This window comes from Bacillus cereus group sp. MG1, assembly GCF_040460035.1.
In the GTDB taxonomy this organism is placed as follows: Bacteria; Bacillota; Bacilli; order Bacillales; family Bacillaceae_G; genus Bacillus_A; species Bacillus_A cereus.
On record NZ_JARVGY010000001.1, the window covers coordinates 3,375,673 to 3,402,206 of the forward strand.

Consider the following 26,534-nt stretch of genomic DNA (forward strand, 5'->3'; position numbering starts at 1 on the left):
CACTTCGCCTCTATTTCTTAATAACGCTTTCGGCAATTTTTGTATTGACGAGCGCTTCATGTGGGACTTCTTTTTGTAATTCACCAGCATCTTTCATAATCGTTTGGAGCTGTTTCCATTCTTCCGCATCTAGTAGTGGATTTGTCGCATAAGAATGTTGTTTTTTATACCGTTCAATTACTTTTACTGTAATGTCTTTCGAAGTGTCTTTAAATAGCGGAGAAACAGCATCAGCAATCTCTTCTGGACTATGTGTATCAACCCATTGCTGTGCTTTATAGAGCGCACGTGTGAACTTTTCAGCAGCAGCTTTATCTTTCTTTAAGAAACTTTCTTTTGCCATGAACGTTGTATAAGGAACAGTACCAGATTCATTTCCGAATGAAGCGACGATATAACCTTTACCTTCTTTTTCGAATATGCTTGCAGTCGGTTCAAAGAGCTGCACAAACTCTCCTGTACCAGATGCAAAGGCATTTGCAATATTAGCAAATTCGATATTTTGAATTAAGTTCGTATCTTTCCGAGGATCAATGCCATTTTTCTTTAAAACGTATTCCCCAACCATTTGCGGCATGCCGCCTTTACGCTGTCCTAAAAATGTAACACCTTTTACGTCATTCCAATTAAAAGAGTCTAGTTTTTTACGTGAAACTAAAAATGTCCCATCTGTTTGTGTAAGCTGTGCAAAGTTAATGACAGGGTCTTTCGCTCCTTGTTGATGAACGTAAATAGACGTTTCAGAACCGACGAGAGCAATATCAATTCCGCCAGATAATAGGGCGGTCATCGTTTTATCGCCACCAGCTGTTGTTTGTAGGTCAATATTTAGTCCTTCATCTTTAAAAAATCCTTTTTCAATCCCGACATATAATGGGGCATAGAAGAGAGAATGGGTAACTTCGCCAACGCGAATGTTTTGAGTTTGTTCTTTCGTACTTTCTTTTTTACTACTACAAGCAGCAAAAGTAAAAACAGCTAGTAACATGATGCAAAAAATCGCGATTAATTTTTTCACTATATAACACCTCCTAGAAGTCACTCTACAAGCATGATATGTAGGTAAGTGCCCATATGTGAGTGTAGATAGCAGGAATTTTTTGGGTGGTAAAGAAGTACAAATATAAGGGGTGATAAAATGGAGTACGAATACGATGATAGCGTACATTTACATCTTGATTATTTCGGGACAGAATGTGATATGGAATCGATCGCTTATAAGAGGAAGAATGAAGACGTATGGGATGTGTATTTTAATTTTGGAGTATACGGTATTCAGAAAGACGATGTAGAGTTAGGTAGGTTTATGGACGAATATGCCGGTTATTACGTTTTTTCTGTACATGCTCGCGATCTTAGTTGGGAATTTGGAAGTGCCCAGTTTGAAGAGTGGGTTTTGAAAAATCGGATAGTAGAAAAAACGCTACAAAAATAGGAGGAATTTTGTGATTGGATTTCTCATCTTATTATTTATTTTTGTGGCCGGATTTTTTATTATGCAAATGCTTATTTACCGATTTGCAAAGAAAAACATCCATAAATATACAAAAATAAAATGGTTTCATATGTGGCTACATATGAATATGAAAAAAGGACCGAGATTAGATTTTTTTGATTTTGTAGTTATAGTGCTCGTATGTATCGTATGGAAAATATGGCTGCTCCCTTTTATATAATACACATACTAATCATTTTCTCTTTTCGTTATAGTAATAGTTGTAAAAAACTTGCATTTATACGTAAAACAGTGAGTGGTGTTGTGAAAGATATTTTGACAAATACAGACACACATACATACGGAATTAAAGTGTGATTACAGAATGGACAAATTGGCCGTGTGTAAAGTGTGGGGGAATAAGAAAGAGGTCGTCCAACGGTGGACGACCTCTTTCTTATTATGCTTGATTAGTGCGGAAGAATGGAAGCTTCTGCACAATGTGAATTAATCCGTATGCAAGAATTAAGCACATAAGAGGATTAATGAAAAATCCATAGCGATTAATTGCTAAGAATAAGTTTGAGAAGATAATGTAAATAATTGAACTTGCTACTAGCATCATAACGCGTTTATGTTTAAATGAATTTAGCATGAAGCAGAAGCTGCTCAAGAATGTACCGATGATAAACACTCTATGACATAGTTGCATAAAGTTGTGAATACGATATTGGTCTACAGCAGGAGCTGTTTTGAATAATTCAATTGTTTTACCGACAGTGAACCAAGAGAACCAATAAGTGAAGTCCGTCTTAAATCCGTTCTTAATTAATTCTTTTGCGTATGCACCTTTGTCATCTAAGCCTTTAGCTCTCATTTCATTTACTATATTTTCATATCCAATTTTATTAAATGGATCTGCACCGGCAATTAGTGGATCTGCACCTTGGGTTGAGAATAAAATAAATTGGTTGAGTGCTAAGTAGTTACGAACAACCCATGCGCCAATAATAAAGAAAGGTCCGATAAACCATAACAATCCGATTCGAATGGATTCTTTAAATCCATATGTAAATAACACAACAAGAACAGGAATGAGCATCATTGGAGCTGGATTTGGACGGAACATAAGTAAAATTGAAACGACAATTCCAAACCATATATGGAATTTCACTTTATTGTATTTCCATGCGAGAACAAATACATATACACATAACGCCAATAAGAATATGGATGGAACTTCTGTTAGCAATGTACGGAAGTATGTATAGTTACTTGGATAAATAGCATATAAAATACTTGCAACAATTCCATAAATGTTTTTTTCGAACAATTCTTTTCCTATTAAGAATACTAATAGCACTGTGCAAAGGTTCATGATCATGTTAATAACAGTTGCTACGTAATAGTAAGGAATTGATGTAATATCAGAAATAATCATAGCGCCAGCTAATAGTAATGGCTGACCTGGTGTAATATATGCATTTTTCCCTGGAACTTCACTAGGTTCTAAATACACATAACCAAATACACCATGTTTTAATAGTTGTTCAGCTGTTAACGAATAGTTAAAGGCATCATTTGCACCATATGTTACTTTGACTAACTCTCCATCTAATCCTGGCTGTTTTACTAAACAAAAAACGTGCAACAGGAAAGAAAGCGCCAAAATTGCATATACCGCTTTAGGCAAACTCTTAAACTTAGTAAGCAAAAATGAGCAACTCCTTTTTTATTAATTCTTTCGTAATTTTATGTGAAATCTTTAATAGTATTAAGGATTTCCAAAACATAGTTATTATATCATAAAGTGGAATGCTGAAATTAAGTTTTTCAAGAATGAGTAATTTGTATACCACAATTTAACTGTTGATTAAGGGAAGATTAAGACAATACATTTATGGTAGAAGCAAGTATGCTGACGAAATATGTAATATATGTTATTTTAATAGAAATAGTTCTTTCGATGCGGGGAAATTAAGACATAGAAACGAGGGAATGAATTGAAGTATGGTTCTACACTTTTTCATCTTCCAAAAAGAAATATATTAATTTCTAGCATTATAAGTAGTATGGTGACTTTATTAGTAATAACTATGCTGTTTATGATTTTAAAGGTTTTTAATTTAGACATGATGAAAGATCATTTAAATCAAAAGCTTGTTTTAAGTGTTATGATGATGTTCATATGGGGCATAACGTTTTATATTACGCATTTCATTAAAAAAGAGATGTCTATACTTAGAGCATCCCTGCGAGTGCATTTTATATTACTTTTATTAGCTCATACAGTAGCGTTATTTTATATTGTCATGCAAGTTAATATGAGTTTCATAGAGGCAATGAATTGGATTTACTTTTATAATATGCAGTTTATATTAAGTTTTGTAGTAATTTATGCGATATATATTCTTGTATATAATTTAATAGGTAAGGTTTTTCTAAGTATGGTTTTAACGAGCTGTACGTTAGTCATTTTATGTATTGTGAATTATTTGAAGCTTATTTTTAGAGGTGATCCGTTATATCCTTCTGATTTCACACAAATTACTCATATGCAATCTGTTATACCGATGGTGATGGACTATTTTAGTTGGAGTTATATTTTTGTCATTATCTTAAGTATCGTAGCTTGTATTGTAGCAGGGATATATATGAGAAGGTATATTCAAAATGTAAAGATTCATCTAGGAATAAGAGCCTTATTAGTAGTAGGATCTATTTTTGTTCTATATGCGTATGGCAATTTTGCGAATACATTTATGAATAAAGTATTTCAAAAATCAGGTGTAGATTTTGTTTTGTGGAATCAAAATGAGAACTACGCTTCAAATGGTTTTATACTTGGGTTTATTAGCAATTTAGATACAACAGTTATGGAAAAACCAAAAAATTATTCTAAAGAAAATATGCTTCAAATAGCAAACGATATAAAAAAACAATATAGTGGAAATATAGGGAGTCAAAAGAAAAAAGAGAAACCGAATATTATTTTTGTAATGAGTGAATCGTTTTGGGATCCGACGAAAGTAACCAACCTTTCTTTTAGTGAAGATCCTGTACCAAATTTACATCATTATATAGAAAACTTTCCTGGGGGACAAACTATTTCTCCTACATTTGGGGGAAATACGGCGAACGTTGAATTTGAGGCATTAACAAGTTATTCAATGAGTTTGTTAAAGCCAGGTTCTATACCATATCAGCAGGTTATTACAAATAAGAAAGAAATTCCATCAATCCCTACGGCGTTGAAAAAAGAAGGGTATTACACAAGTGCAATTCATTCATTTGGTCGCACATTCTTTAAACGTGATGATGTATATAAGGTGTTAGGATTTGATAAGTTTAATGCAGAGGACACGATGAAAAATGTGGATATTGATGGAGATTATATTAGTGATTTAGCGATGAGTAAAGAGATAATTGCTGAGTTAGAGGAACAAAAACAGCCTACATTTATTCATGCAGTTACGATGCAAAATCATTTTCCATTTACAGAGGGCCGATTTGGTGAAAACCTAATAGAAATTAGCGGGCTAGAAAATGAAGAATCAAAGGGAGAATTAGAGACGTATACAGAAGGGTTAAGACGTTCAGATGAGGCACTTCAATATTTAATAGAGCAACTAGATAATTTAGATAGACCTACATTATTAGTATTCTTTGGAGATCATCTTCCATCACTAGGAACAAATAAATCTTTTTATAAAGAAAACGGGTATATAACGAATGAAAAAACACCGAGTGAACGTTTAGCGATGGCGCAAACGCCGCTATTAATGTATGCAAACTTTGATATGCCAAATGATAATTTAGGTTTAGTAAGCCCAATTCATTTTTCTAATCTTATTTTTGATTATGCAGGATTAAATAAATCCTTATTTTATCAATTTTTATCGGAACTTTACAAGGAAATACCAGTGCTTAGAGATGAATTAAAAGTTGATAAAAATGGAGAAGTAATCAATGATTTAACAAAGAAACAAAAAGAAATGTTAGAGCAATATAAAATGCTCCAATATGATTTACTCGTTGGAAATCAATATAGTACAGATATCCTCTTTAAATAAAAGAAACAAAAAGAACTTGTATAACGATACAAGTTCTTTTTTCATAGTATTTAACGGGGTAACCAGACAAGCTGGGTTTAGGGAGTATTACCTGTACATTTAGTATATATGAAAATGTAATCGTTTTATTTGTGTATTTGTGAGAAATATGTGAATTTTATGTTTTGTGAAAAATCTATTATATTAACTTTCGTTCTTGTATTGCAGTTGTTATGCATGTAAAAATTTTATCAGTTCTTTATTTAATTCATCCGCTTGATCGATTGGTGAACCATGACCACTATTTGTAAGAGCATGTAACTGAGAATTTTTAATTCGTTGTTGCGTAAGCTCAGCACTTTTGTAAGGAATTAGTTGGTCGTGAACGCCGTGGAAGATTTTTGTTGGGACGTTAATTTTATTTAAATCTTTCGTTACATCTTCATTTGCAGCTGCTTGTAAAATTTTGATAAGGGCATAAGAAGCGGACTGCATACCGAGATAAGAAAACCATTCAAGGGTTGCAGCCCCTAAGTTTCTATTGAAAAAGGATAAAGATACGTCATTTAAAAATTTTGGTAAATTAGCATACATTTGATTAATGAGAGCATCTGCTTGTTCTTTCGGTACACCGTAAGGGGACTCTTGATTTTTAACGAAAGAGGGGGAGACAGCGTCAATTAATGCGAGCTTAGAAATGCGGCGCCCATGATAGCGAGACATATAGCGAATAGAAAGAGCACCACCAACTGAGAAACCGACTAATGTAGCGTTCTCTACTTGGAGTGCTTCTAGAACAATTGCGATATCATCGGCTAATCGATCATACGTGTAACCAGTCCATGGCTTATCAGATTGCCCATTCCCTCGTATATCCATGGCGATACAACGAAAGCCATGCTCTGGTAAAACATTGAGTTGATATTGATACATTTGATGATTTAAAGGCCATCCGTGAACGAAGAAAACAGTCTTACTACCTGGACCAGGATTAACGTCTTGCACAAAAATATGCACATCTTTCTCGACAGTAACAAACATAAAACTCCCCCTGTTCTATCAATAGGCTCCATTCTAAAAGCTTTGTTTTACTTTTTAGGCCGTCTATATAAAACATCCTCCATAATATACGTATTAATGATCATAGATTTTATGCTCTGTATATAGTCTAAATATATTGCGTTTTTGGTACGATTTTCCTCAAATGTTCGATTTATCTTTGTTTGTCTATGAAAATCATTTATTATAATAAATGGTATTCTTTGAGATGTTATTTTGAAGGGGTGTTGAAGTGAAAGAAAGTTTTCTATCATATAAAGAAGAAGAAAGGAATGCAAAACTCCTTTTATGGGTGTTATATGTCATTGTTATTGTATATCAAATTTTCTATGCAATCGTATTAGAAGATAAATCAATAATGGATAAGGGATACAACATAATATGGCAAGTTATTTGCGGAGTAGCAATACTATGCGTGAATATATATTTACTGAAAAAAGAGAAGGCAAACCTTGTTAAATATGCATGGATATTTGCATACATAGGGATAGAAATCGCTAATATAGTTTCGTATATTTTTTATAATAAGGCGGCGTTTGATGCGACAAATATAATAGAAATTATTCTCATTTTCTTTGTACCCATATTTTTAAATAAAAAATTTTATGTGTTTTTGCTTTCCTCTATTGTAGGAAAATATTTAATTTATTTATTTGTATTAGAGGAAATAAAAGCATTTATGTTCCTTATTATGTGTACACTTATGTTAATAGTTGTATATATCATTTTAAATCGATTTTTACAATATCTTTCAGCCGTAAAGGAAAGTATTGCGATTGCTAGTGAATCACAAAAATTAGCAGTAATCGGAAAAATGGCAGCGACTGTTGGACATGAAATTAAAAATCCACTGGCTTCATTAAAAGGATTTACGCAATTACAACGAGAGAAGCATGAAGAGGATCCTATTTATAAACGTATGATTTTTGAAATAGAAAATATGAATAATATGATAAGTGAGTTGATGGAAGTTGCTACATGCAAACCTTCTATTTATAAGAAACATGATGTAGGAAAAATTGTATTACAAGTAATAACAAGTCTTCGCGGAAAAATGAATGAATTAAACGTGCAGTTTATTTCTAATGTGGAAGAAAAAACAATAGAAGTTGAATGTGATGAACGAAAAATAAGAGGAGTCTTTTTATATACGATAAAAAATGCTTTAGAGGCAATGGAACAAGGTGGCATATTACATTTGCAATTAGAGAATAAAGGGAAAGAATATATAATAATCAGCGTAATCGATAATGGTCATGGTATTAAGCAAGAAAACTTAACCCGTGTTACAGAAGCCTTTTATACAACGAAACAAGATAAAATTGGTCTGGGACTTACGGTAGCGAATCGAATTGTCGCCGAGCACCTTGGTGAGCTGCATATTTCAAGTGAAAGAGATACTGGAACGAGAATAGACATCATTCTCCCAAGGAAGTGTGGAAATACTGAAATCCAAGTGGAAGAAAAGCTAGGAGTTACCATATGAATAAAGGCTATATATTTAAAAATGAAGAAATAAAGGCATTGAAAGTATTTTTAAGTTTATTTTTTATTATATTTTTTGTGTATGATCTTGCCTATGAATTTATCGTACCTTTAATCGCGGGAGAGCAAGAAGGCGTAGGAAAGTTTGAAGATGGTTTAGGTTTATGGCTTTACTTTTTGACGGTAGTATTGTTTTGCAGTGGAATATACTTTATGAAATGGAAGAATGTTTTTGTGGTAAAGTATATTATTCTAATTGGCTATAATGTATTAGATTGTATCCATAACATTATGATTTATTATGGTAGCGATGCGGAATTTGACGGTGGAAATATAGTAGAAGTATTTTTTATTTTGTTTGCACCAATCTTTGTGAACAAAAGATATTTCTGGTTAGTTCCAGCGATACTTGTCGGGAAGTACGCTCTTACAGGAATCATTATTCAATCTTCTCTCGTTTTAATCCCAATGGCATTATATAGTGTATTTACTATTATATGTTGGATTATATTTTTGAGGGTTCAGTCTTACGTTCGTACGCTTGAGATGATGGACAAAGAAATAAAACAGACAGAAAAACTAGCAGCTGTTGGAAAAATGGCAACGGTTATTGGTTATAAGATTAGAAGACCTTTAGCAAACTTAAAAAAACTTGTGAATAAACAAGCCGACAAGCATCCAGAGGATAAAATTTATAGTGATATTATGAAACAAGAAGTAGATCGGATTCATATAATTGCTACAGAACTTAGTGGATTTGAGAAATCTAAATCACTAGAATCAGAAACTCATAACATACAAGAAATTATCTCTTATGTTATTCGAGTTATGGAAAAGCCTGCTTTAAAACAAGGAGTCCACATACAAGGTATTTACAGTAAAGACTTACCGTCCATTACATGTGATGAAAAACGATTAAAACAGGTCTTTTTTAATTTAATCAAAAATGCAATTGAAGCAATGTCAGTTGGGGGAAAAATTACGATTAAAGTTACTGTAAAAGATGGAATCATCGTTCAAGTGAAAGATGAGGGATGTGGTATTCCAAAAGATAAAATTCCAAAGTTAAATGAAGCCTTTTATACAACGAAAGAAACAGGAACTGGTCTAGGTTTAGTAGTTACAGAAAAAATTATTAAAGACCACAATGGTAAAATGAGTTTTGAAAGTGAAGTTGGGGTTGGAACAACGGTTGAGGTTATGTTACCACTGCATTAAATAGAAAAAACATCACTTATTTGGAAGTAATGCTTTTGTGTTCTTCTTAGGTAGACGTTCTAAAAAAGAGGACGATAACGAAAAATAATATATTGATAGTGTAAAAAGAAAATAATGGATGTTTTACTATGAAAAATATATAATGGCTTTGTCTGTTATTTGTTGTAGTTCATTTATATTTCTATTTGTTGACCCGAATCTCGGGTCTTTTTTTTATGAAATGAATTGCTATATGTCAGTGATTAGAAAAATAGAATATACAGCACTTGCAGTAATTCCAGGGGTAATATAAAGGGATATAGCATCTCCTCTTGCAACTGGGTTTCCAGTTGTAATACTAGTCCAAGTTACAGTAGCGGAACCTACTGCCGGAGTAGGATTAAATACTTGAATTTGTCCTACTCCGCTATCCGTTGGTTTAATGGAAAATACCATAGTTCTGGTGTTTCCGTTAGAACTGCTGTTGCGTCTGCCGTCGCAACTAAAGCAATTAAGTGGTACATATACGTTCTCCTTTCTATATTTTGAAAATCTAGTATTTAAAATATAACTTAATATATATATTATGAATTCTATATTTTTGTGTGGCGGATCGTATTTTGTGTCTAGATTTCAAAAATAGGGTGAGAGTGTATTGTATATCGAATTTTTTTCTATAAATACAGAATAATAAGTAGTTATAAAATATCCATTACTTATTTTGAAAATCTAGTATTTAATGAGATGAGAAAATCATCTGTTTTCTTAATAAAATCATCTGGTTGCACAGTAAATGTAGCAGATTGATAGTTTGGTAACCATTGTACGCCAATCGTTCGTACATCTGCCTGTTTTCCAGCAAGTATGTCAGCATCACTATCCCCAATAAAAATTGCTTCGTTTGCATTTACATTTAATGTATTTAATACAAGAAGAATACCTTCAGGGTCAGGTTTTGGCTTCATTACATCATCTCCAGCTACTATACAGTCGAAGAAAGAAACTAATCCTAATGCTTTTAGAGAAATATCCAGGCTTCTTTTTGCTTTTCCAGTTACGATAGCTAACTGAAACCCTTGTTTTTTTAAATGTATTAAAAGGTCTACTATTTCATGATTTCGCTTTACGTAATCATGATGCTTTTCTTCATAACATTCATAGTATCTTTCAACTGCTACTTCTTTTTCTTCAGAAAGTAAGTTCTCATGAATAATACCAACTTCACTTGGACCAAACATAGAAAGAATCTCTGCTTCAGTAATTTCTTTATTATCAAATTGCCAAAAAACGTTTTGAAACGAGTAATAACATAAAGGTAAAGTATCAGCTAGTGTGCCATCAAAATCAAAAATAATTGTACGTAGCATTTTCTCACTTCCGTTTTAAGTTATTTTAAGGTTTATTTAAGAGATTTTGTTGTGATATACTTAAAATAACTTAAAAGTACTTAAAAGTAAATGAAAATGGGTGAGAGTATGAATCAAGAGGAACGTTTAATAAAAATAATGGATTATTTGAATGAACATAGGACGATGAGTTTGAAGATGATGTGTGAGCTATTTCAAGTTTCCAGAGATACAGCAAGAAGAGATATTGTAAAGTTAACAAATGAAACAACAATAATACGAACTCATGGTGGTGTAGCTTTATCATCTTTCCACCGTAAAATATCGGATTATGTAAATCGTGAGGAAAAAGAAATTGAATATAAGATATCTATTGGAAAGCAAGCTGCTTCTTTTGTAGGAGATAATGAAATTATTTATCTTGATGTTTCAACAACTGTTAACTGTATGGCTTCATTTTTGACAGCAAGTAATATAACGGTTGTTACAAATTCAATTGATACAGTAAATCATTTAATGGATATGGAGAATGTAAATATTCATATTTTGGGTGGAGAATTAAATAAACACTCACGTTATATGGCGGGTTTTTCTGCAATGGAGAAACTAAAAGATTATCATTTTGATAAAGTTTTTATTGGATCACCCGGCCTTACAGAAGATGGTGTTTATTATGCGTATGAGGAAGATATTCATTTTAAGCGTCAAATTGTTAAACAAACGAATGGAGTGTTTTTACTTGCCGATGAGACAAAAATGAATCAACGTCAAAACTTTAAGGCACTGTCATTAGAATCAATAGATACAATTATTACGAATGATGTTATTCCCGGCAATTTAGAAAGAGTAGTGAAAGAATATGGAATTGAGCTAATCACTGGAGTGAAGTAAAGGGGGACGCAAAAATGAAGGGAATTATATTTGATATTGACGGAACAATGTTAGATACGGAAAAAGCAGTTTTATATTCATTACAGAGAACGTTGCGAGATGAAGGGATGAATTATTCATTAGAAAAGCTACATTTTGCATTAGGTATTCCTGGTATGGCTGCGTTACAAGAAATTGGTGTGGAAAATATGAAAGCAGTTCATGAGAAATGGATACGTAATATGGCAGATTTTAAGAATGAAATTACAGTATTTAAAGGAATTGCGGAAGTGATTGAAATAGTATCTTCATATAAGATTCGAACAGGTATTGTTACTTCAAAAACACGCCAAGAGTTTATCAATGATTTCAAGCCATTTGGATTACATTCATATTTTGAACACTCTATTTGTGTAGAAGATACAATAAAACATAAACCACATCCAGAGCCACTTGTGACATGTCTAAAAAGATTGAATATAGATGCACAAGAAGCGATATACATAGGTGATTCAGTATATGACTTACAATGCGCAAAACAAGCGGGAGCAAAATTTGGTTTAGCCCTGTGGGGAGCGAAAACAAGGAAAGGATTCGAGGTGGCTGATTATATTTTTCAAACGCCTCATGAAATTTTAAGTTTAGTAAAAAGAGATAGCTAAATTGGCTATCTCTTTAAAAATTTATAACCACCATTTCTCCTGCGGAAGCAAAATAATATCCACATCAAAATTTTCTTTAAACCAATCATACATCAATGTCTCTTTCACTAAATATTCAGAGGCAGAGTGTGACACACCAATTAGAGACATATTCGTTTCTTTTACATAATCCATAATGAGCGAGTATTTATGTCGGCCGTAATCATTGTCGATATGGCAGTGGATTTCTCCTGTAATATATGCTTCAGCACCTTTTTCTTCTGCTTCCTTCATTAAAGATACAACATCGCCACACCCAGCGATAATTGCGATTTTTTTAATGGAATCATGTCGTTTACCTTCGAAGTCTGTGTAAGGAATCTGGAAGAGTTGTTTTAGATGTTTTTGGAGTGCTTCTGTTGATGTTTCATCTATTTCACAAATAAGGCCAATTGGTTCTTGTTCTGGACCTCCATATGCAAAGTCGTCCACTACAGTAGCGTTTAATGCTTTTGCAATTGAAATACTCGTTCCATGCGTTTGATGAAAATCCATTGGTACATGACATGTATATATAGAAAGTTGTTTTTCTTTTATTCCTTGCAAATATTTTTCAGGAATTGGTATGAAACCGCGACCTGATCTTCCAAGCGGATCACCACACTCCATTACAAGGGGATGGTGCATAAAGAGTAAATCACCAGGTGTGGATTGTGAAATGAATGTTTCAAGAATGTCATCTGTAGGGAATACAGCTAAAAATACTTTGTTTACATTTTCAGATCCGTGCATCATAAGGCCGTTAAATAAATCTACAAAATTTGCTTCGAAAAATTGTTGCCAAGGAAATTTGATAGGATCATATATGGCTGGGATAAATCGACTAAAGGCACTATCTTTTCCGTATTTTTCAATTTGGAATAAGTGATCGAGTGATTGCTCTATTTTTTTTAAGGCTGGCATGTTTGATAATCCTCCTTAAGATGATTCTTGCTTTATGAGTTGTTTGTATTCTTCGTAGCAAAATAAGAAGCGGATAGGAAACAAATAAAACCTAGGATCCAGCTAATAGAAGGAGAATAGGGAAGTACATGCTGTAATAGCATTCCGCTAGAAATGAAGAAACTACTAAATAGACCTAATAACATGGGATATCGTTGTAGTTTGAACACGGATAGTAAACATCCTTTCTCCTGCATGAACTACTCATAAAAGCTCGATTACTGAAACTTTATCACATACATTGTATATTAGTCTTAATTTTCTGTATATAACTTTTAAGAAAAATGATGATACAATATATGAATGATAAGAGAAGAGAGGATGAAGATTAACATATGTACGTTACTGTAACAGAAGCAGCATATAAAAAGATTATGGATACGATTCCAAGTGAAGCGAAATATATAAAGTTATTTTACGATAATGAGGGTTGCGGTTGTGTCATGAGCGGAATCATCGATTTAGTAGCTGTAGCAGAGAAAGATGAGCGCGATGTGGATATTGAATCAAGCACAATGAACTTTATCGCTGATCGTACAAAGCTTGTATTTATGGACGATAAGTTAACGGTTGATTGGCATGAAGGTGGAGGAACTTTTCAGTTGAAGAGCCCAAGCCAGTTTTATAATCCAAATATGAAGTTACACGTTCGAATATAGTAAAGGAAAGGTGATTCCAAAATGTATTTTGGAATCACCTTTTTTATTTTATAAGTCGCTATTATTGTCGATTTTTGTTGATAAGTCGATATATTGAAAAAATCGCTGATATAAATGGAGTTGCGCTGATATATTTGGGAAATCGCCGATATAAATGGAGTTGCACCGATATATTCAGAAAATCGCCGATATAATTTCATTTACCAAAACGTTTCAAAAGTAAAAAGATTTTTTCACATAATGAAATGTACATGTGATTGAATTTTCTGTATAATCTTCTTTGCGGAGGGGATACGCATGAGAAGATGGGGAATTGAGTTGTTAATTTTAAGTGTTGTTATTATTTGGGGGATTAACTATACAATTGCGAAGTATGGACTTTTAGAATTTACAGCAATTGAGTTTACTGCACTTCGCATGATGGCGGCGGCACCGCTTCTGTTACTCCTTACCTTTTTTATTGAAAAGTCGGTTTATATGGAGCGAAAGGATATACCTAGATTAATTATCGTTAGCATTGTAGGTATTGTACTGTATCAAACGTTATTTATGGAAACTGTCAAATATACATCTGCTACAAATGCCTCTTTACTCATTTCTATTTCACCTATTTTTACAACTGTATTTGCGATTTTCTTGAAACAAGAAAAGTTTTCTTCTCGAAAGTTAATCGGTTCTATGACTGCCTTTGTTGGTGCAGCATTAGTTTTAGTAGCAGGACATTCGCTTACTAGTTCTTTTTATGGCAATGGAATTGGACTTATTACATCAATATGCTGGGGGCTTTATCCTGTTTTAGCAGGACCATTAATTAAAAAATATTCAGCATTACGTGTTACAGCATGGTCTGCATTAGTGGGTGCGATTCCGCTATTATTGTTAAGTGGTCCACATGTGTTTGTCATGCCATTTCACATTACTCACGGAATGACACTATTTGCTTTACTATATTCTATTTTCTTTGTAACAGTATTTGGTCTAGTAATGTGGTATGTTGGTGTTCAAAAAATTGGGGCGTCACATACGATGGTATATATGTATATAACGCCGCTTGTAGCTGTTTTATTTGCAGCTGTCTGGGCAAATGAATATGTATCGTTTCAACAAATCATCGGTGGAATTATCATTTTTGTCGGTCTATGGTTTGTGAAATCGGAGAAAGTAAAAGTTCATTCTATTGCAGGGGAACCTATATCAAAATAGGAAAACAGATCACCTATGATCTGCTTTCCTATTTTTTTATTTTTGGTAAGAAGATGAGAAATAAGATAGCAGTAATAAGTGGAATTAAGTTTAAAAATGGAATACGGAAGAGTGTAATAAGAATAATACCTGGAAGAAGAACACCGAGGACAGCGTAAAAAATGCTATGGTTTTTCGTGTACCAATACAATGAAAGTCCAATAAGTGCAGGGATAATGAGGTGAATGAGAGCCATTAAAAAATAAATCATTAGACGCCCCCTTTATTTGTGTGCTTATTACATCATATCCGTATGTTCATAGATTGATATCATTTTTTTCATAAATGGACGAAAAAAGTTTGAAAAACCGTCACAAAATATGAGAATATGATGTTTTAAATCTTGTATAATATTATTTCCTAAAAATATTTAAACAACATAAACATACTGTTTATGTTGTTTTTAATTTGAGTGAAATGGATGTAAGGAATATGAATTTGAAAGAAATTTTTTGTTGGATAGATAAAAATTACTGAAGAGGAGAACAGCATGATTAGTATGTCATTAAGATCGTTTAAAATTCAATCGTATTATTTACTAGGTTTTCTTTTACTAGGCTGGATGTTAACGCCGTTTTCAGCTCATTTTCTAGGTGCTGGAATTGGGCTTATTGTAAGTATGTATTGCGTTTGGCTTTTAGGGAGACGAATTGAGAAGCTTGGAGATAGTATTGTAAAGAAGACGAAAGCACCGACACTCGGTATGTTTAACCGTTTTGCAGCTGCAATTTTGGGTGCTATTATTATGTACGAAATTGAGCACCACATGGTTATGTGGGCATTTGCAGTAGGGATTTTGGGTGGGTATTTCTTAATTGTTGTTAATTTAGGATACTATAGCATGAAAGATGAGAAAGAACTAACAAAGAGCTAAAAAAGATAAAAGACTTCTTTTTAGATGGAATAGATGATCCAGCCACGGATAGAAGCGGTCAGGGCCTTTTTTAGCCCCATACGATGTGAAACCCAGTAGGGATATAATGTATATATTCGAAGCTGTAATTTTATAATCTAGGTCATAGATGAAGAGATTAGCGTTTCACTTTATATAAGATATAGAAAGAAGCTTACGTTTTCACGTAAGCTTCTTTTTTATGTAAGTGTGTGTAACCGTTAAGCCGCATTGGGTTTTGTCGGTGAGTACGCGAAACTTTACGGTTACACGACACTTATTCATATGAGTAAAGGGTTATTCCAACAGAAAGTTTTAATTTAAGCGATTGGACCGCCTAAGTTAATAATGTCTTCAGATACGCTGTCGAACTTTTTGAAGTTAGCTTTGAATTCATTTGCAAGTTCGATTGCTTTTGCTTTGTAAGCAGCTTTATCAGCCCAAGTTTGTTCAGGCATTAACACTTCGTCAGGTACACCTGGTACGTGAAGTGGAACTTCAAGACCGAAGATGTCATGTTTAGCTGTTTCAGTTTTCGCAAGTTCACCGTTTAATGCAGCTTGAATCATTGCACGAGTGTAACCTAAGTTCATACGTTTACCAACGCCGTATTCGCCACCAGTCCAGCCAGTGTTTACTAAGAATACTTTCGCATCGTGTTTCTCAATTTTTTCACCAAGCATTTCAGCATAGCGAGATGCATCAAGTGGTAAGAATGGTGAACCGAAGCAAGTTGAGAATGTTGCTTGCGGAGATGTAACACCGCGCTCTGTTCCTGCTAGTTTACTAGTGTAACCACTTAAGAAATGATACATAGCTTGTTCTTTTGATAACTTACTGATTGGAGGCAATACGCCAGATGCATCAGCAGTTAAGAAAATGATTGTATTTGGGTGTCCAGCAACACTTGGCAGTACGATATTGTCGATCGCATGCATAGGGTATGCAGCACGAGTATTTTCTGTTAAAGTAGTATCGTTATAGTCTGCGATACGCGTTTGGTCATTAATGATAACGTTTTCTAAAACAGATCCAAATGTGATTGCATCGAAAATTTGTGGTTCTTTCTCGTGAGAAAGGTTTACACATTTCGCGTAGCAACCGCCTTCAATATTGAATACACCGTTATCAGACCAACCGTGCTCATCATCACCAATTAATTTACGGTTTGGATCAGCAGATAATGTTGTTTTACCTGTTCCAGATAAACCGAAGAATAATGCTACATCGCCTTCTTCACCTACGTTTGCAGAACAGTGCATAGAAAGAATATCTTGTTCAGGTAATAAGAAGTTCATAATAGAGAAGATTGATTTTTTCATTTCTCCAGCGTATTCTGTACCACCAATTAATACGATGCGTTTTTCGAATGAAACCATAATGAATGCTTCAGAGTTTGTACCGTCAACAGCTGGATCAGCTTTGAAATTCGGTGCAGAAACAATTGTGAACTCTGATTCATGAGTCGTTAATTCTTCTTCAGTTGGACGAATGAATAATTGATGTACAAATAAATTGTGCCATGCATATTCGTTAATAACTTGAATTGGTAGGCGGTAATTGCGGTCAGCGCCTGCAAATCCTTTGAAGACGAATAACTCTTCTTTTTCTTTTAAGTATTCTAAAACTTTAGTATATAATTTATTAAAATGTTCTTCAGAAATCGGTTGGTTCACAGCTCCCCAAGCAATTTTGTCAGCAACCGATGCTTCTTTCACAATAAATTTATCTTTAGGAGAACGTCCTGTATATTTTCCTGTTGAAGCAGAAACGGCACCAGTAGAAGTTAATTTCCCTTCATTTCGCATTAATACTTTTTCCACTAATTGCGGAACACTTAGTTGAATCTGTGCATTGCTTCCGTTCAATAATTCGTGTAAACCAATTTGGACATTCACAGTACTCATATTTATATACCATCCTTTTCATTTAATGAAATATTTCTCGTAATCCCCAACAAGAGTATAACACAATTATATAAATAATGTATACTATTTATTTCTTTTTGTTTGTGTGAATGCATTATTTCCTTATTAATATTTCATTTCAGGCGTATTGAGAAAAACTTTCAGGAAAATGTGAATATTAATTGACAAATGAATATCATTTCTTTAGTATAGGTTGGGACGGATACTCTCTTATCCCGAGCTGGCGGAGGGACAGGCCCGATGAAGCCCAGCAACCTCACTTGTATTGATAAATGCAGGTGAATAGGTGCTAAAACCTGTGCGAGGCTACAGGTCTCGAACGATAAGAGCGAAGGGCAAAAAGCAGTATGCAAGTAGCAAATTAAACCTTTCCTCTATGTAAAGTAGGAAAGGTTTTTCTGTATGCTTGTGTGGGAGAATAAATGTATGTCGCAGTTTGTGGCAAATTAAGGATGAGTTCCGTACAATATATACAATTACTGTAGGGAGGTTTACCACATGACAAAAAAACGTCATCTGTTCACATCTGAGTCTGTAACTGAAGGACATCCAGATAAAATTTGTGACCAAATTTCTGATTCAATTTTAGATGCGATCTTATCAAAAGACGCAAATGCACGTGTAGCTTGTGAAACAACTGTAACAACTGGTTTAGTATTGGTAGCGGGGGAAATTACGACTTCTACTTACGTAGATATTCCGAAAATCGTTCGTGAAACAATTCAAGGCATTGGTTACACACGCGCAAAATACGGATTCGATGCAGAAACTTGTGCTGTTTTAACATCTATCGATGAGCAGTCTGCTGACATCGCTATGGGTGTTGACCAAGCGCTAGAAGCACGCGAAGGTCAAATGACTGACGCTGAGATTGAGGCAATTGGTGCAGGAGACCAAGGTTTAATGTTTGGTTTTGCATGTAATGAAACACAAGAATTAATGCCACTTCCAATCTCGCTTGCTCACAAATTAGCTCGCCGTTTAACTGAAGTACGTAAAGATGATACATTATCATACTTACGTCCAGATGGAAAAACGCAAGTTACAGTTGAGTATGATGAAAATGGTAAACCAGTACGTGTTGATACTATCGTAATTTCTACACAACATCATCCAGATGTTACATGGGAAGAAATCGATCGCGACTTAAAAGAGCACGTAATTAAAGCTGTAGTACCAGCAGAATTAATGGATGGAGAAACGAAATTCTTCATTAATCCAACTGGCCGCTTCGTAATTGGTGGACCACAAGGTGATGCTGGTTTAACAGGACGTAAAATCATCGTTGATACTTACGGTGGATACGCTCGCCACGGTGGCGGTGCATTCTCTGGTAAAGATGCAACGAAAGTTGACCGTTCTGCAGCATATGCAGCTCGTTATGTTGCGAAAAACATCGTAGCAGCTGGTCTTGCTGAAAAAGCAGAAGTACAACTTGCATACGCAATCGGTGTAGCACAACCAGTATCAATTTCAGTTGATACATTCGGCACTGGTAAAGTATCTGAAGACGTACTAGTAGAACTAGTTCGTAACAACTTCGATCTTCGCCCGGCTGGTATTATTAAAATGTTAGACTTACGTCGCCCAATTTACAAACAAACAGCAGCTTACGGCCACTTCGGACGTACTGATGTAGATCTATCATGGGAACGTACAGACAAAGCTGCAGCTTTAAAAGAGCAAGCTGGTCTATAATATATGAAAAAAAGCTTTGCGCGGTGAGCGCAAAGCTTTTTTTATTTATAATTACGTTGGAATAAAGCGAAGAGTTCAATGTCATGCCAAGTGCCGTTGCGGAATATAGCTTCTTTACAAGTTCCTTCATGTTGAAAACCAAGTGATTTATATAATTTAACTGCTCTATCGTTAAAAGAAAATACTCGTAAAGAAAGGCGATGTAAATTTAATTCTAAAAATGCATAATCCAATAATAGGGTTAAAGCTTCCTGCCCATAACCTTGCCCCCAGTAATCCTTTTTACCAATATCAATAATGCATTCAGCGTTTCGATTATACGAATCAATATGAATTAAAGAAGTAATACCAATTGGAAGATGCGTAGCTTTTTCTTCAATGATATAGGTCTTAGAGTTCGAAGAATGAATAAATTGCCGGCAAAGTTTTTCTGTGTCTTGAAAGGAATATTTATCAAGAGTGAGTGTAGTTGAACTCATAACGTCTATATCATTATGCCATTTATAATATGTTAGAATATCATCTTCGGAAAACTTTCGTAACTGGATACGGTTGGATTCAAACAATGTAAACACCCCTTTTGTATTTACTGGTTTTTGTTCATTATCTCAACACACGAACTACAATAAATTTGTCCTTCTAATTCAATATACTTTTTCATATTCGTCATGTCATTCGCCGGAAAGGGCATATGAATCCACGCTTTTTCATACGTTTGTATTTCTGTTTTACATGATTTACAAAAGATTGATTTCTTTTTGAACATATGTGATCAACCTTTCATTTGACGTGCTTTACTTGCGCAAAAGGCACTACTTAGTAAAAATAGTGTCGCGAATATAATGCTTACTAATGTAGCGTATGGAATTGCGCCTTTTAAGGAAAAGCCGACAGTGATTGAAGCGATGAATAAGAGGATAAATGTTGTTGTTAATTTTTTATAAAGTTCCATACAATGTAGACCTCCAATTTATTTTTTAGTACAAGTTTTAAAATTGAATTCTATTATGTAGAAAATATAAAGAGTAGCTAAAGATGTGTAGTCTAGGAGTATAAGAAAGTACACTTTCCTTTTTGTGGGTTATTATACTTATATTGTATCATGGCGCATGATTGGCTTCATACATAATTGTGTAAAGGTATGTATGATAAAATGAAGAAAAGTCTTTAAGAAAGGAAAGATAAAAAATGAGTGTAACTGAACATAAAAAACAAGCTCCAAAAGAAGTGCGTTGCAAGATTGTTACAATTTCCGATACACGTACGGAAGAAACAGATAAGAGCGGACAACTATTACATGAATTGTTAAAAGAAGCGGGACATAAAGTAACTTCTTATGAAATTGTAAAAGATGATAAAGAAAGTATTCAGCAAGCGGTGTTAGCTGGTTATCATAAGGAAGATGTAGATGTTGTATTAACAAATGGCGGTACTGGTATTACGAAACGCGATGTCACAATTGAAGCAGTATCAGCGTTATTAGATAAAGAAATTGTTGGATTTGGTGAGCTGTTCCGTATGATTAGTTATTTAGAAGATATCGGAAGCAGCGCAATGTTAAGTAGAGCGATTGGTGGTACAATTGGGCGCAAAGTAGTCTTCTCGATGCCAGGGTCTAGCGGAGCGGTTCGACTTGCGATGAATAAATTAATTTTACCGGAATTAGGCCATATTACATTTGAGCTGCATCGCCAATGAGTAAGTATGCTGGAATTGTATTAGCGGGCGGTATGTCGAGTAGATTTGGTGAGCCGAAGGCGTTAGCAATTTGGAAGGGAACTACTTTTGTTGAGCATATTGTGAAAGTGATGGGAACTACTTTGCAAGACATTGTAGTAATTAGCCATACTGATATAAAAGAGCGAGTAGAGCAATTCGTACAAGTTCCTGTTATAGAAGACATTCCGCACTATAAAGGAAATGGACCGCTTGCGGGCATTGTATCAGGTATGGAATACATAGAAGCAGATTGGTACGCTATTATGCCTTGCGATGCACCAAACGTTTCGCATCAATGGTTTGCCATTTTACTAGAGCAAACGAGCAATGAATATGATGCGGTTGTACCTATTATTAATGGAAGAAAACAACCGCTACTTGCGGCGTATCATAACCGCGTGAAAGAAAAGATTTATGCTTTACTTCAGGAAGAAAAAAGAAGTATGGGCCAGCTTTTATCACAATGTAATGTGAAGTATGTTTCTGGAGAAGATGTACAAGCGAATGCGGATTGGTTTATAAATGTAAATACGAAAGAAGAATATGTGCAGGCTCAAAAAGACCTTTCAAATGAATGAAAGGTTTTTTGATATACAGAATTGGGGAACAATTACTGTATAAAGGTATGTGAGTAAGTTGATTTTAAGGGGAATTCTTAAAATCATTATACAGTTTAAAATACTGTATAACCATATATTAATTTTTATGGGTTTTTATTACAAGTCTGTTTAGTTATGTTTATTTTTGATATAATTAATATAGAAATAAAACAATGTTTAACCTTATGTATCATTTATTAAACTAAAATTTATGACCATGTAATAAACTCCCTTCGTTTTTTTGAAGGGAGTTTTTCTATTTAAGCAAGCAACTCTGATGCGTTATGCTGCAGGACTTCTTCATAATGGTTAAGCAAACCGCGAAAGATCTCATCCCAGCTCTTTGATTTCGCAAAAGATGAAGCTGATATTCCCATCTGCTCAAGTTTTTCTTCATTTTGTAATAAAAAATAAATGGATGATAGAAATGCATCTTCATTTTTAGGCGGACAAAGAACTCCCGTTTTTCCATCTGTAATAATATTTTTAACCCCGCCACTATTTGCACCAATGACAGGTGTACCGCATGCGAGTGATTCAAGTACGACATTTCCGAATGTTTCAGTAGCTGATGGAAACACCATTATGTTAGAACAAGCATATGCTTCAGCTAAATCTGCACTTTGTAAATAGCCAGTAAAAGTGATATTTGTTTTCGGAACAGCTTCACGTAAACTTGTTGCTAGAGGACCGTCTCCTGCAATGAGCCAATGAATATCGTTTCGAGTATGTGCTGTTTTAACGATAAGGTGTTGCAGCGTATCAATATCTTTTTCAGGAGCAATTCGTCCAACATAGGAAAGGACATACTTCGCTGTAATATTATATTTTTTTCGGAATAGGTCTGTATTGTAAGCAGGATGAAAGAGTGTGCAATCTACACCACGTCCCCATATAGAGAGGGTCTGAAAGCCTTTGTTTTTTAATTGATGTAATGTTTCAAAGGAAGGTACAAAATTTTTTTGCATATGACTATGAAACCATTTTAAATAGTTCCACAGCATATTGGAGAGGAATTCGATTTTGTAATAACGTAAATAGGCATCGAAATCAGTATGATAAGAACCGACAACTGGGATGTTTAACTTTTTTGCATAATACAATCCACAAAGTCCCATGTTGAAAGGTGTGGCAATGTGAATAATGTCAGGTTTAAAGGAAAGTAGTTCCCGTTTAATGCGCGGAGTAGGAAAAGAAAAACGACATTCTGGATATAATATTGTTAACGGGATACTTCTCATCTTATTCACATTCGCTACAAAATTATCTTCAGCTGTATGCTGAGGGGCGAAAACAGAATAGGCGATCTGTTCTTTCTGAAAATATTGTGTTAATCGCTCTAACGTTTTCGCAACCCCGTTAACTTGTGGCGTAAAAGTATCGGTAAAAATGGCGACTCTCATCATATCACTCCTTTATGTGAAAAGTGGGATGAATTGATAAAAAGAGATGATGCCAGAACAAGTGCCAAGGCACATACCGACGAATACATCTGACGGATAGTGAAGGCCTAAATAAATACGTGAAATACCGACGCATAACGCTAACGGTAATAGGAAAGCAAGTAAGCTTGGATTATAGCAAATAAATGGAATGAAGACAGAGAAAACGGCTGTTGTATGACCAGACGGGAAAGAGTGGTCTTTTAATGGATGGACTGGATATTTTGCATCCTGAATTGTTAAATAAGGACGTTTTCGCGGATACCACCTTTTTAATATTTGCACAGGAATATGGCTAATTGCTAACGAAATAGCAGTTGCAATTGCAGCTTGATGCAAAGTTCCCTTTGCGAAAATTAAAAAGAAAAGTGTGAGTCCGATGGAGAAAGTCGCGCCACCGATATGAGTAATATTGCTGAAAAAGATATTTAATGTTTTTTGATCAAAGTAGCGGTTAATTCCTCTGAAAATGTAACATTCTATTTTATATAATCCACTGACCTTCATGAAAATTCTCCTCCCTCATCTACATATATATGGAGATATTAGCTTTTATTTTAATAAGATTTTGTTGAGGGAGTAATAATGTTTTGTAAAGAAAAAGTTAGATTTTATATAAAAAAAGCTGCCCATCTTATGGCAGCGGAAATTTACTTCTGTAATGATTTATAATATTGACCTTTTTCAACGTATTGCGTGCGAATACGCTCCATATCTTTACGGTCTTCTTCTGTTAATTCACGAATGACTTTCGCGGGACGACCGAAAGCTAACGTGTTCGGCGGAATTTTCTTTCCTTGTGAAACGAGGCTTCCAGCGCCGATAAAAGCTCCTTCGCCAATTTCAGCACCATCTAATATAATAGATCCCATTCCAATTAAAGCATCTTTCTTAATATGGCAACTATGTAAAATGACTTGATGCCCAATTGTTACGTCGTTTTCTAAAATAAGAGGATACTGCGGGCTTTGGTGAAGTGTACATTGGTCTTGTACATTTACTCGGTCTCCAATGATTGTCGGTGACACATCACCACGGATGACTGTATTAAACCAAATACTTGATTCCTCGCCAACGGAAACATCGCCTGTAATCGTAACATAGTCAGCGATAAAAGCACTACTCGCAATTTTCGGTTTTTTTTCTTTGTAAGGATATATCATGTAAAGTCTTCCTTTCCTAGAGACTAGTTTTAGTGTATCAAATTATGAGAAAGAGTGAAATGGAGGAGAGCCGTATGTGGAATTATGAAGCGGAGGAAGCAAAAGCTGTCATTGTTATTGTGCACGGCGCAATGGAATATCACGGACGTTACGAAGCCGTTGCGGAAATGTGGAATCATATCGGCTACCACGTCGTGATGGGGGATCTTCCGTCACATGGAACGACTTCAAGAAATAGGGGACATATTGATTCATTTGATGAATACATAGAGGAAGTTAAATTATGGGTGAAAGAAGCAAGAAAGTATAGGTTACCTATTTTTCTATTCGGTCATAGTATGGGTGGTCTTATTGTCATTCGTATGATGCAAGAAACGAAGAGAGAAGATGTAGAGGGTATTATTTTGAGTTCGCCTTGTTTAGGGGTAGTGACTGGACCCTCTGCTCCGCTTCAATTTGCTTCAAGAATATTAAATGTTGTGGCTCCAAAATTGCAATTTGCAACGAATCTTACGGTGGAAATGTCAACACGTAACCATGAAGTGAGAGATGCAATGGAGAATGATTCTTTGTTCTTGCGCAAAGTATCAGTACGTTGGTATAGTGAATTGATTAAGTCTATCGAAATTGCTCATAAAAAAATAGATGATTTTCCAGATGTTCCGCTCTTGCTAATGCAAGCTTGTGAGGATAAACTTGTAGATAAAATACGTGTCCGCACTTGGTTTGATAATGTTAAAATAAGTGATAAGGCTTTTAAAGAATGGCCGAATTGTTATCACGAGCTATTAAATGAGTATGAGCGTGATGAAATTTTGAGTTATATTCAGTCATTTACTGAAATGCATGTCAATAATATAGTAAAAACAAACAAATAAATCATTATTTGTACATTTAATAGAGGAGATGAAGGAAGAAGTGAACGTACCGAGTAATCCCATAACGCTCATGGCGAAAGTATACCGTGATGTGTTTCCGGTTGTACACCATGAGCTAGCGATGTGGAAAGAGCGTGCCTACCATATTCCGAATGATGAGCTTCATAGTCAGGCAATCGCAAGTATTGAGCATAAAACGTTTCATTGTGAGGGCGGTGGCATTTTAGCTCTGCTAGCAAATGAACACCGAGAAGAATGTATTCGTTTTATCGTAGCGTATCAAACGATCAGCGACTATTTAGATAATTTATGTGATCGCAGTACATCACTTGATCCAAATGATTTTGCCGCACTGCATGAATCGATGTTAATGGCATTATCACCTGAAGTAGAAGGTGGCGGTAATTATTATCGTTATCGTGATGATCAAGATGATGGTGGTTATTTAGATGAACTTGTTGAAACATGCCAAGATGTTTTAAAGAAAACGAAGCACTATGACAAAATTGCTCCTGTTCTTCATGAACTTGCTTGTTATTATTGTGATTTGCAAATTCATAAACACGTGAAATTAGAAGAAAGAGAGCCGCGACTGAAAAATTGGTTTGAAGCACATAAAGAAAACTTACCTGAGATGAGTTGGTTTGAATTTTCAGCATGTGCCGGTTCTACACTTGGAATTTTCTGTCTTGTTGCATATGCATTTCATGATGAATTACATGATGAAGATATTGCGAAAATTAGACAAGGATACTTCCCTTACGTACAAGGACTTCATATTTTGCTTGATTATTTCATTGATCAAGAAGAAGACCGTATAGGCGGAGATTTGAATTTCTGTAGTTATTACGAAAACGAGCAAGCGATATTAGATCGGATGAAACACTTTGTAGAAGAAGCAGAGAAGAGCATTGGTGATTTGCCTCATGCGAAGTTTCATCGTCTCATAAGCAGAGGGTTACTTGGTATTTATTTATCAGATCAAAAAGTATCAGCACAAAAGAATATGCACAAAATGGCACGGCGCATTGTAAAGTACGGAGGCCTCACTTCACGATTCTTCTATTGGAACGGGAAGATGTACCGAAAGAAAACAGCGCAGTGATGAAGAAAACCACTAATTTAGTTAAAGACACTCTTATGAGTGTCTTTTTTGTTATTTTGAAAATGGCGTATTTTATCAGTATACAGAAAATAAAAAGGGTCCACGATCTGTTGTATATAGTA

28 protein-coding genes, 2 pseudogenes and 1 riboswitch are annotated in these 26,534 nt (G+C 34.7%); of the genes and pseudogenes, 16 read left to right on the forward strand and 14 right to left on the reverse strand.

The window, feature by feature from the left end:
- Nucleotides 1-10: 10 nt before the first annotated feature.
- Entirely contained in the window at nucleotides 11-1,018 is a 1,008-nt protein-coding gene (locus QCI79_RS17750; RefSeq protein WP_000733151.1) for an ABC transporter substrate-binding protein, read from the reverse strand.
- A 120-nt stretch (nucleotides 1,019-1,138) separates the two neighbouring features.
- Between QCI79_RS17750 and QCI79_RS17755 the strand changes: the two genes are divergently transcribed.
- The 3 genes and pseudogenes from QCI79_RS17755 to QCI79_RS17765 form a co-directional block, all read left to right on the forward strand.
- Nucleotides 1,139-1,435 (forward strand): DUF3986 family protein, encoded by a 297-nt coding sequence (locus QCI79_RS17755; protein WP_000455580.1) that lies wholly within the window; start codon nucleotides 1,139-1,141, stop codon nucleotides 1,433-1,435.
- Nucleotides 1,436-1,445: 10 nt separating this feature from the next.
- A complete protein-coding gene (locus tag QCI79_RS17760) occupies nucleotides 1,446-1,676 on the forward strand; it encodes a hypothetical protein (protein ID WP_000578981.1) in 231 nt (76 codons plus the stop codon).
- 65 nt (nucleotides 1,677-1,741) lie between these two features.
- Nucleotides 1,742-1,813, forward strand: a pseudogene (locus QCI79_RS17765) (DUF2196 domain-containing protein); the annotation flags it as partial.
- Between the two features lie 82 nt (nucleotides 1,814-1,895).
- Here the strand turns inward: QCI79_RS17765 and QCI79_RS17770 are convergent.
- Nucleotides 1,896-3,149 (reverse strand): glycosyltransferase family 39 protein, encoded by a 1,254-nt coding sequence (locus tag QCI79_RS17770; RefSeq protein ID WP_000956220.1) that lies wholly within the window; start codon nucleotides 3,147-3,149, stop codon nucleotides 1,896-1,898.
- A gap of 289 nt (nucleotides 3,150-3,438) precedes the next feature.
- Between QCI79_RS17770 and QCI79_RS17775 the strand changes: the two genes are divergently transcribed.
- Nucleotides 3,439-5,508: an LTA synthase family protein gene (locus QCI79_RS17775; RefSeq protein ID WP_000873637.1), complete on the forward strand. Its 2,070-nt coding sequence runs from the start codon at nucleotides 3,439-3,441 to the stop codon at nucleotides 5,506-5,508.
- 210 nt (nucleotides 5,509-5,718) lie between these two features.
- Here QCI79_RS17775 and QCI79_RS17780 read toward each other — a convergent pair whose 3' ends face one another.
- Nucleotides 5,719-6,528, reverse strand: coding sequence for an alpha/beta fold hydrolase (locus QCI79_RS17780; RefSeq protein WP_000498275.1), 810 nt, complete (start codon nucleotides 6,526-6,528; stop codon nucleotides 5,719-5,721).
- 250 nt (nucleotides 6,529-6,778) lie between these two features.
- On the opposite strand from QCI79_RS17780, the gene QCI79_RS17785 reads away from it, so the two are divergent.
- Both QCI79_RS17785 and QCI79_RS17790 read left to right on the forward strand, forming a co-directional pair.
- A complete protein-coding gene (locus tag QCI79_RS17785; protein WP_000664896.1) occupies nucleotides 6,779-8,032 on the forward strand; it encodes an ATP-binding protein in 1,254 nt (417 codons plus the stop codon).
- The gene (locus tag QCI79_RS17790; RefSeq protein WP_001032636.1) at nucleotides 8,029-9,249 is read left to right on the forward strand and encodes an ATP-binding protein; all 1,221 of its coding nucleotides are present in this window, start codon (nucleotides 8,029-8,031) and stop codon (nucleotides 9,247-9,249) included. The genes QCI79_RS17785 and QCI79_RS17790 overlap by 4 nt, the downstream gene beginning before the upstream one ends.
- A gap of 228 nt (nucleotides 9,250-9,477) precedes the next feature.
- Here QCI79_RS17790 and QCI79_RS17795 read toward each other — a convergent pair.
- Nucleotides 9,478-9,693, reverse strand: a pseudogene (locus tag QCI79_RS17795) (collagen-like protein); the annotation flags it as partial.
- A gap of 251 nt (nucleotides 9,694-9,944) precedes the next feature.
- Nucleotides 9,945-10,595, reverse strand: a complete 651-nt coding sequence (locus tag QCI79_RS17800) for an HAD family hydrolase (RefSeq protein ID WP_000946543.1) — start codon at nucleotides 10,593-10,595, stop codon at nucleotides 9,945-9,947.
- Nucleotides 10,596-10,703: 108 nt separating this feature from the next.
- Between QCI79_RS17800 and QCI79_RS17805 the strand changes: the two genes are divergently transcribed.
- Entirely contained in the window at nucleotides 10,704-11,465 is a 762-nt protein-coding gene (locus QCI79_RS17805) for a DeoR/GlpR family DNA-binding transcription regulator (RefSeq protein ID WP_015382478.1), read from the forward strand.
- Nucleotides 11,466-11,479: 14 nt separating this feature from the next.
- Complete coding sequence (locus QCI79_RS17810) at nucleotides 11,480-12,106, forward strand: HAD family hydrolase (RefSeq protein ID WP_000676033.1); 627 nt, start codon at nucleotides 11,480-11,482, stop codon at nucleotides 12,104-12,106.
- A gap of 21 nt (nucleotides 12,107-12,127) precedes the next feature.
- Here the strand turns inward: QCI79_RS17810 and QCI79_RS17815 are convergent, their stop codons facing one another.
- On the reverse strand, nucleotides 12,128-13,048 hold the full coding sequence (locus QCI79_RS17815) for a Nif3-like dinuclear metal center hexameric protein (protein ID WP_001111114.1): 921 nt from the start codon (nucleotides 13,046-13,048) through the stop codon (nucleotides 12,128-12,130).
- Between the two features lie 374 nt (nucleotides 13,049-13,422).
- On the opposite strand from QCI79_RS17815, the gene QCI79_RS17820 reads away from it, so the two are divergent.
- Together QCI79_RS17820 and QCI79_RS17825 are read left to right on the forward strand one after the other, a co-directional pair.
- A complete protein-coding gene (locus QCI79_RS17820; protein ID WP_000289569.1) occupies nucleotides 13,423-13,746 on the forward strand; it encodes an iron-sulfur cluster biosynthesis family protein in 324 nt (107 codons plus the stop codon).
- Between the two features lie 297 nt (nucleotides 13,747-14,043).
- Nucleotides 14,044-14,949 carry a DMT family transporter gene (locus tag QCI79_RS17825; protein WP_021728757.1) on the forward strand — a complete coding sequence of 302 codons (906 nt, stop codon included), beginning with the start codon at nucleotides 14,044-14,046 and terminating at the stop codon, nucleotides 14,947-14,949.
- A gap of 28 nt (nucleotides 14,950-14,977) precedes the next feature.
- Here the strand turns inward: QCI79_RS17825 and QCI79_RS17830 are convergent, their stop codons facing one another.
- A complete protein-coding gene (locus QCI79_RS17830) occupies nucleotides 14,978-15,199 on the reverse strand; it encodes a hypothetical protein (protein ID WP_000639042.1) in 222 nt (73 codons plus the stop codon).
- A gap of 279 nt (nucleotides 15,200-15,478) precedes the next feature.
- On the opposite strand from QCI79_RS17830, the gene QCI79_RS17835 reads away from it, so the two are divergent.
- Nucleotides 15,479-15,862: an ATP synthase subunit I gene (locus QCI79_RS17835; RefSeq protein WP_000624933.1), complete on the forward strand. Its 384-nt coding sequence runs from the start codon at nucleotides 15,479-15,481 to the stop codon at nucleotides 15,860-15,862.
- A 338-nt stretch (nucleotides 15,863-16,200) separates the two neighbouring features.
- Here the strand turns inward: QCI79_RS17835 and pckA are convergent, their stop codons facing one another.
- Nucleotides 16,201-17,787 carry a phosphoenolpyruvate carboxykinase (ATP) gene (gene pckA / locus QCI79_RS17840; protein ID WP_000108802.1) on the reverse strand — a complete coding sequence of 529 codons (1,587 nt, stop codon included), beginning with the start codon at nucleotides 17,785-17,787 and terminating at the stop codon, nucleotides 16,201-16,203.
- 228 nt (nucleotides 17,788-18,015) lie between these two features.
- Nucleotides 18,016-18,137, forward strand: a riboswitch (SAM riboswitch).
- Nucleotides 18,138-18,306: 169 nt separating this feature from the next.
- Here pckA and metK point away from each other — a divergent pair.
- On the forward strand, nucleotides 18,307-19,506 hold the full coding sequence (gene metK, locus QCI79_RS17845) for a methionine adenosyltransferase (RefSeq protein ID WP_000163123.1): 1,200 nt from the start codon (nucleotides 18,307-18,309) through the stop codon (nucleotides 19,504-19,506).
- 41 nt (nucleotides 19,507-19,547) lie between these two features.
- Here the strand turns inward: metK and QCI79_RS17850 are convergent, their stop codons facing one another.
- From QCI79_RS17850 to QCI79_RS17860, 3 genes are read right to left on the reverse strand one after another with little or no spacing between them, the layout of a single operon-like run.
- Nucleotides 19,548-20,072: a GNAT family N-acetyltransferase gene (locus QCI79_RS17850; RefSeq protein ID WP_000464121.1), complete on the reverse strand. Its 525-nt coding sequence runs from the start codon at nucleotides 20,070-20,072 to the stop codon at nucleotides 19,548-19,550.
- A 20-nt stretch (nucleotides 20,073-20,092) separates the two neighbouring features.
- Entirely contained in the window at nucleotides 20,093-20,272 is a 180-nt protein-coding gene (locus QCI79_RS17855; RefSeq protein ID WP_000473616.1) for a hypothetical protein, read from the reverse strand.
- Between the two features lie 6 nt (nucleotides 20,273-20,278).
- Nucleotides 20,279-20,458 carry a hypothetical protein gene (locus QCI79_RS17860; protein WP_000424800.1) on the reverse strand — a complete coding sequence of 60 codons (180 nt, stop codon included), beginning with the start codon at nucleotides 20,456-20,458 and terminating at the stop codon, nucleotides 20,279-20,281.
- A gap of 236 nt (nucleotides 20,459-20,694) precedes the next feature.
- On the opposite strand from QCI79_RS17860, the gene QCI79_RS17865 reads away from it, so the two are divergent.
- Both QCI79_RS17865 and QCI79_RS17870 read left to right on the forward strand, forming a co-directional pair.
- Nucleotides 20,695-21,204, forward strand: a complete 510-nt coding sequence (locus tag QCI79_RS17865) for a MogA/MoaB family molybdenum cofactor biosynthesis protein (RefSeq protein ID WP_000117124.1) — start codon at nucleotides 20,695-20,697, stop codon at nucleotides 21,202-21,204.
- Complete coding sequence (locus QCI79_RS17870; RefSeq protein WP_000049598.1) at nucleotides 21,201-21,803, forward strand: molybdenum cofactor guanylyltransferase; 603 nt, start codon at nucleotides 21,201-21,203, stop codon at nucleotides 21,801-21,803. The genes QCI79_RS17865 and QCI79_RS17870 overlap by 4 nt, the downstream gene beginning before the upstream one ends.
- Before the next feature lie 281 nt (nucleotides 21,804-22,084).
- On the opposite strand, the gene QCI79_RS17875 is transcribed toward QCI79_RS17870, so the two are convergent.
- The 3 genes from QCI79_RS17875 to QCI79_RS17885 all read right to left on the reverse strand — a co-directional run bounded on the left by QCI79_RS17875 (nucleotide 22,085) and on the right by QCI79_RS17885 (nucleotide 24,429).
- Nucleotides 22,085-23,227 carry a glycosyltransferase family 4 protein gene (locus tag QCI79_RS17875; protein WP_001261604.1) on the reverse strand — a complete coding sequence of 381 codons (1,143 nt, stop codon included), beginning with the start codon at nucleotides 23,225-23,227 and terminating at the stop codon, nucleotides 22,085-22,087.
- 12 nt (nucleotides 23,228-23,239) lie between these two features.
- Nucleotides 23,240-23,773, reverse strand: coding sequence for a phosphatase PAP2 family protein (locus QCI79_RS17880; RefSeq protein ID WP_000868595.1), 534 nt, complete (start codon nucleotides 23,771-23,773; stop codon nucleotides 23,240-23,242).
- A 143-nt stretch (nucleotides 23,774-23,916) separates the two neighbouring features.
- Nucleotides 23,917-24,429 (reverse strand): gamma carbonic anhydrase, encoded by a 513-nt coding sequence (locus tag QCI79_RS17885; protein ID WP_000640186.1) that lies wholly within the window; start codon nucleotides 24,427-24,429, stop codon nucleotides 23,917-23,919.
- 74 nt (nucleotides 24,430-24,503) lie between these two features.
- Between QCI79_RS17885 and QCI79_RS17890 the strand changes: the two genes are divergently transcribed.
- Nucleotides 24,504-25,307, forward strand: a complete 804-nt coding sequence (locus QCI79_RS17890; RefSeq protein ID WP_000267423.1) for an alpha/beta hydrolase — start codon at nucleotides 24,504-24,506, stop codon at nucleotides 25,305-25,307.
- A 40-nt stretch (nucleotides 25,308-25,347) separates the two neighbouring features.
- Complete coding sequence (locus QCI79_RS17895) at nucleotides 25,348-26,412, forward strand: tetraprenyl-beta-curcumene synthase family protein (RefSeq protein ID WP_001102461.1); 1,065 nt, start codon at nucleotides 25,348-25,350, stop codon at nucleotides 26,410-26,412.
- Nucleotides 26,413-26,534 lie beyond the last annotated feature (122 nt).

Excerpts from the sequence above, each read along its gene's own strand:
- QCI79_RS17755 (WP_000455580.1), top strand. The coding sequence starts at position 1,139 with ATGGAGTACGAATACGATGATAGCGTACATTTACATCTTGATTATTTC.
- QCI79_RS17780 (WP_000498275.1), bottom strand. The coding sequence starts at position 6,528 with ATGTTTGTTACTGTCGAGAAAGATGTGCATATTTTTGTGCAAGACGTT.
- QCI79_RS17790 (WP_001032636.1), top strand. The coding sequence starts at position 8,029 with ATGAATAAAGGCTATATATTTAAAAATGAAGAAATAAAGGCATTGAAA.
- QCI79_RS17800 (WP_000946543.1), bottom strand. The coding sequence starts at position 10,595 with ATGCTACGTACAATTATTTTTGATTTTGATGGCACACTAGCTGATACT.
- QCI79_RS17805 (WP_015382478.1), top strand. The coding sequence starts at position 10,704 with ATGAATCAAGAGGAACGTTTAATAAAAATAATGGATTATTTGAATGAA.
- QCI79_RS17810 (WP_000676033.1), top strand. The coding sequence starts at position 11,480 with ATGAAGGGAATTATATTTGATATTGACGGAACAATGTTAGATACGGAA.
- QCI79_RS17815 (WP_001111114.1), bottom strand. The coding sequence starts at position 13,048 with ATGCCAGCCTTAAAAAAAATAGAGCAATCACTCGATCACTTATTCCAA.
- QCI79_RS17820 (WP_000289569.1), top strand. The coding sequence starts at position 13,423 with ATGTACGTTACTGTAACAGAAGCAGCATATAAAAAGATTATGGATACG.
- QCI79_RS17825 (WP_021728757.1), top strand. The coding sequence starts at position 14,044 with ATGAGAAGATGGGGAATTGAGTTGTTAATTTTAAGTGTTGTTATTATT.
- QCI79_RS17830 (WP_000639042.1), bottom strand. The coding sequence starts at position 15,199 with ATGATTTATTTTTTAATGGCTCTCATTCACCTCATTATCCCTGCACTT.
- QCI79_RS17835 (WP_000624933.1), top strand. The coding sequence starts at position 15,479 with ATGATTAGTATGTCATTAAGATCGTTTAAAATTCAATCGTATTATTTA.
- pckA (WP_000108802.1), bottom strand. The coding sequence starts at position 17,787 with ATGAGTACTGTGAATGTCCAAATTGGTTTACACGAATTATTGAACGGA.
- metK (WP_000163123.1), top strand. The coding sequence starts at position 18,307 with ATGACAAAAAAACGTCATCTGTTCACATCTGAGTCTGTAACTGAAGGA.
- QCI79_RS17855 (WP_000473616.1), bottom strand. The coding sequence starts at position 20,272 with ATGTTCAAAAAGAAATCAATCTTTTGTAAATCATGTAAAACAGAAATA.
- QCI79_RS17860 (WP_000424800.1), bottom strand. The coding sequence starts at position 20,458 with ATGGAACTTTATAAAAAATTAACAACAACATTTATCCTCTTATTCATC.
- QCI79_RS17865 (WP_000117124.1), top strand. The coding sequence starts at position 20,695 with ATGAGTGTAACTGAACATAAAAAACAAGCTCCAAAAGAAGTGCGTTGC.
- QCI79_RS17870 (WP_000049598.1), top strand. The coding sequence starts at position 21,201 with ATGAGTAAGTATGCTGGAATTGTATTAGCGGGCGGTATGTCGAGTAGA.
- QCI79_RS17875 (WP_001261604.1), bottom strand. The coding sequence starts at position 23,227 with ATGAGAGTCGCCATTTTTACCGATACTTTTACGCCACAAGTTAACGGG.
- QCI79_RS17880 (WP_000868595.1), bottom strand. The coding sequence starts at position 23,773 with ATGAAGGTCAGTGGATTATATAAAATAGAATGTTACATTTTCAGAGGA.
- QCI79_RS17885 (WP_000640186.1), bottom strand. The coding sequence starts at position 24,429 with ATGATATATCCTTACAAAGAAAAAAAACCGAAAATTGCGAGTAGTGCT.
- QCI79_RS17890 (WP_000267423.1), top strand. The coding sequence starts at position 24,504 with ATGTGGAATTATGAAGCGGAGGAAGCAAAAGCTGTCATTGTTATTGTG.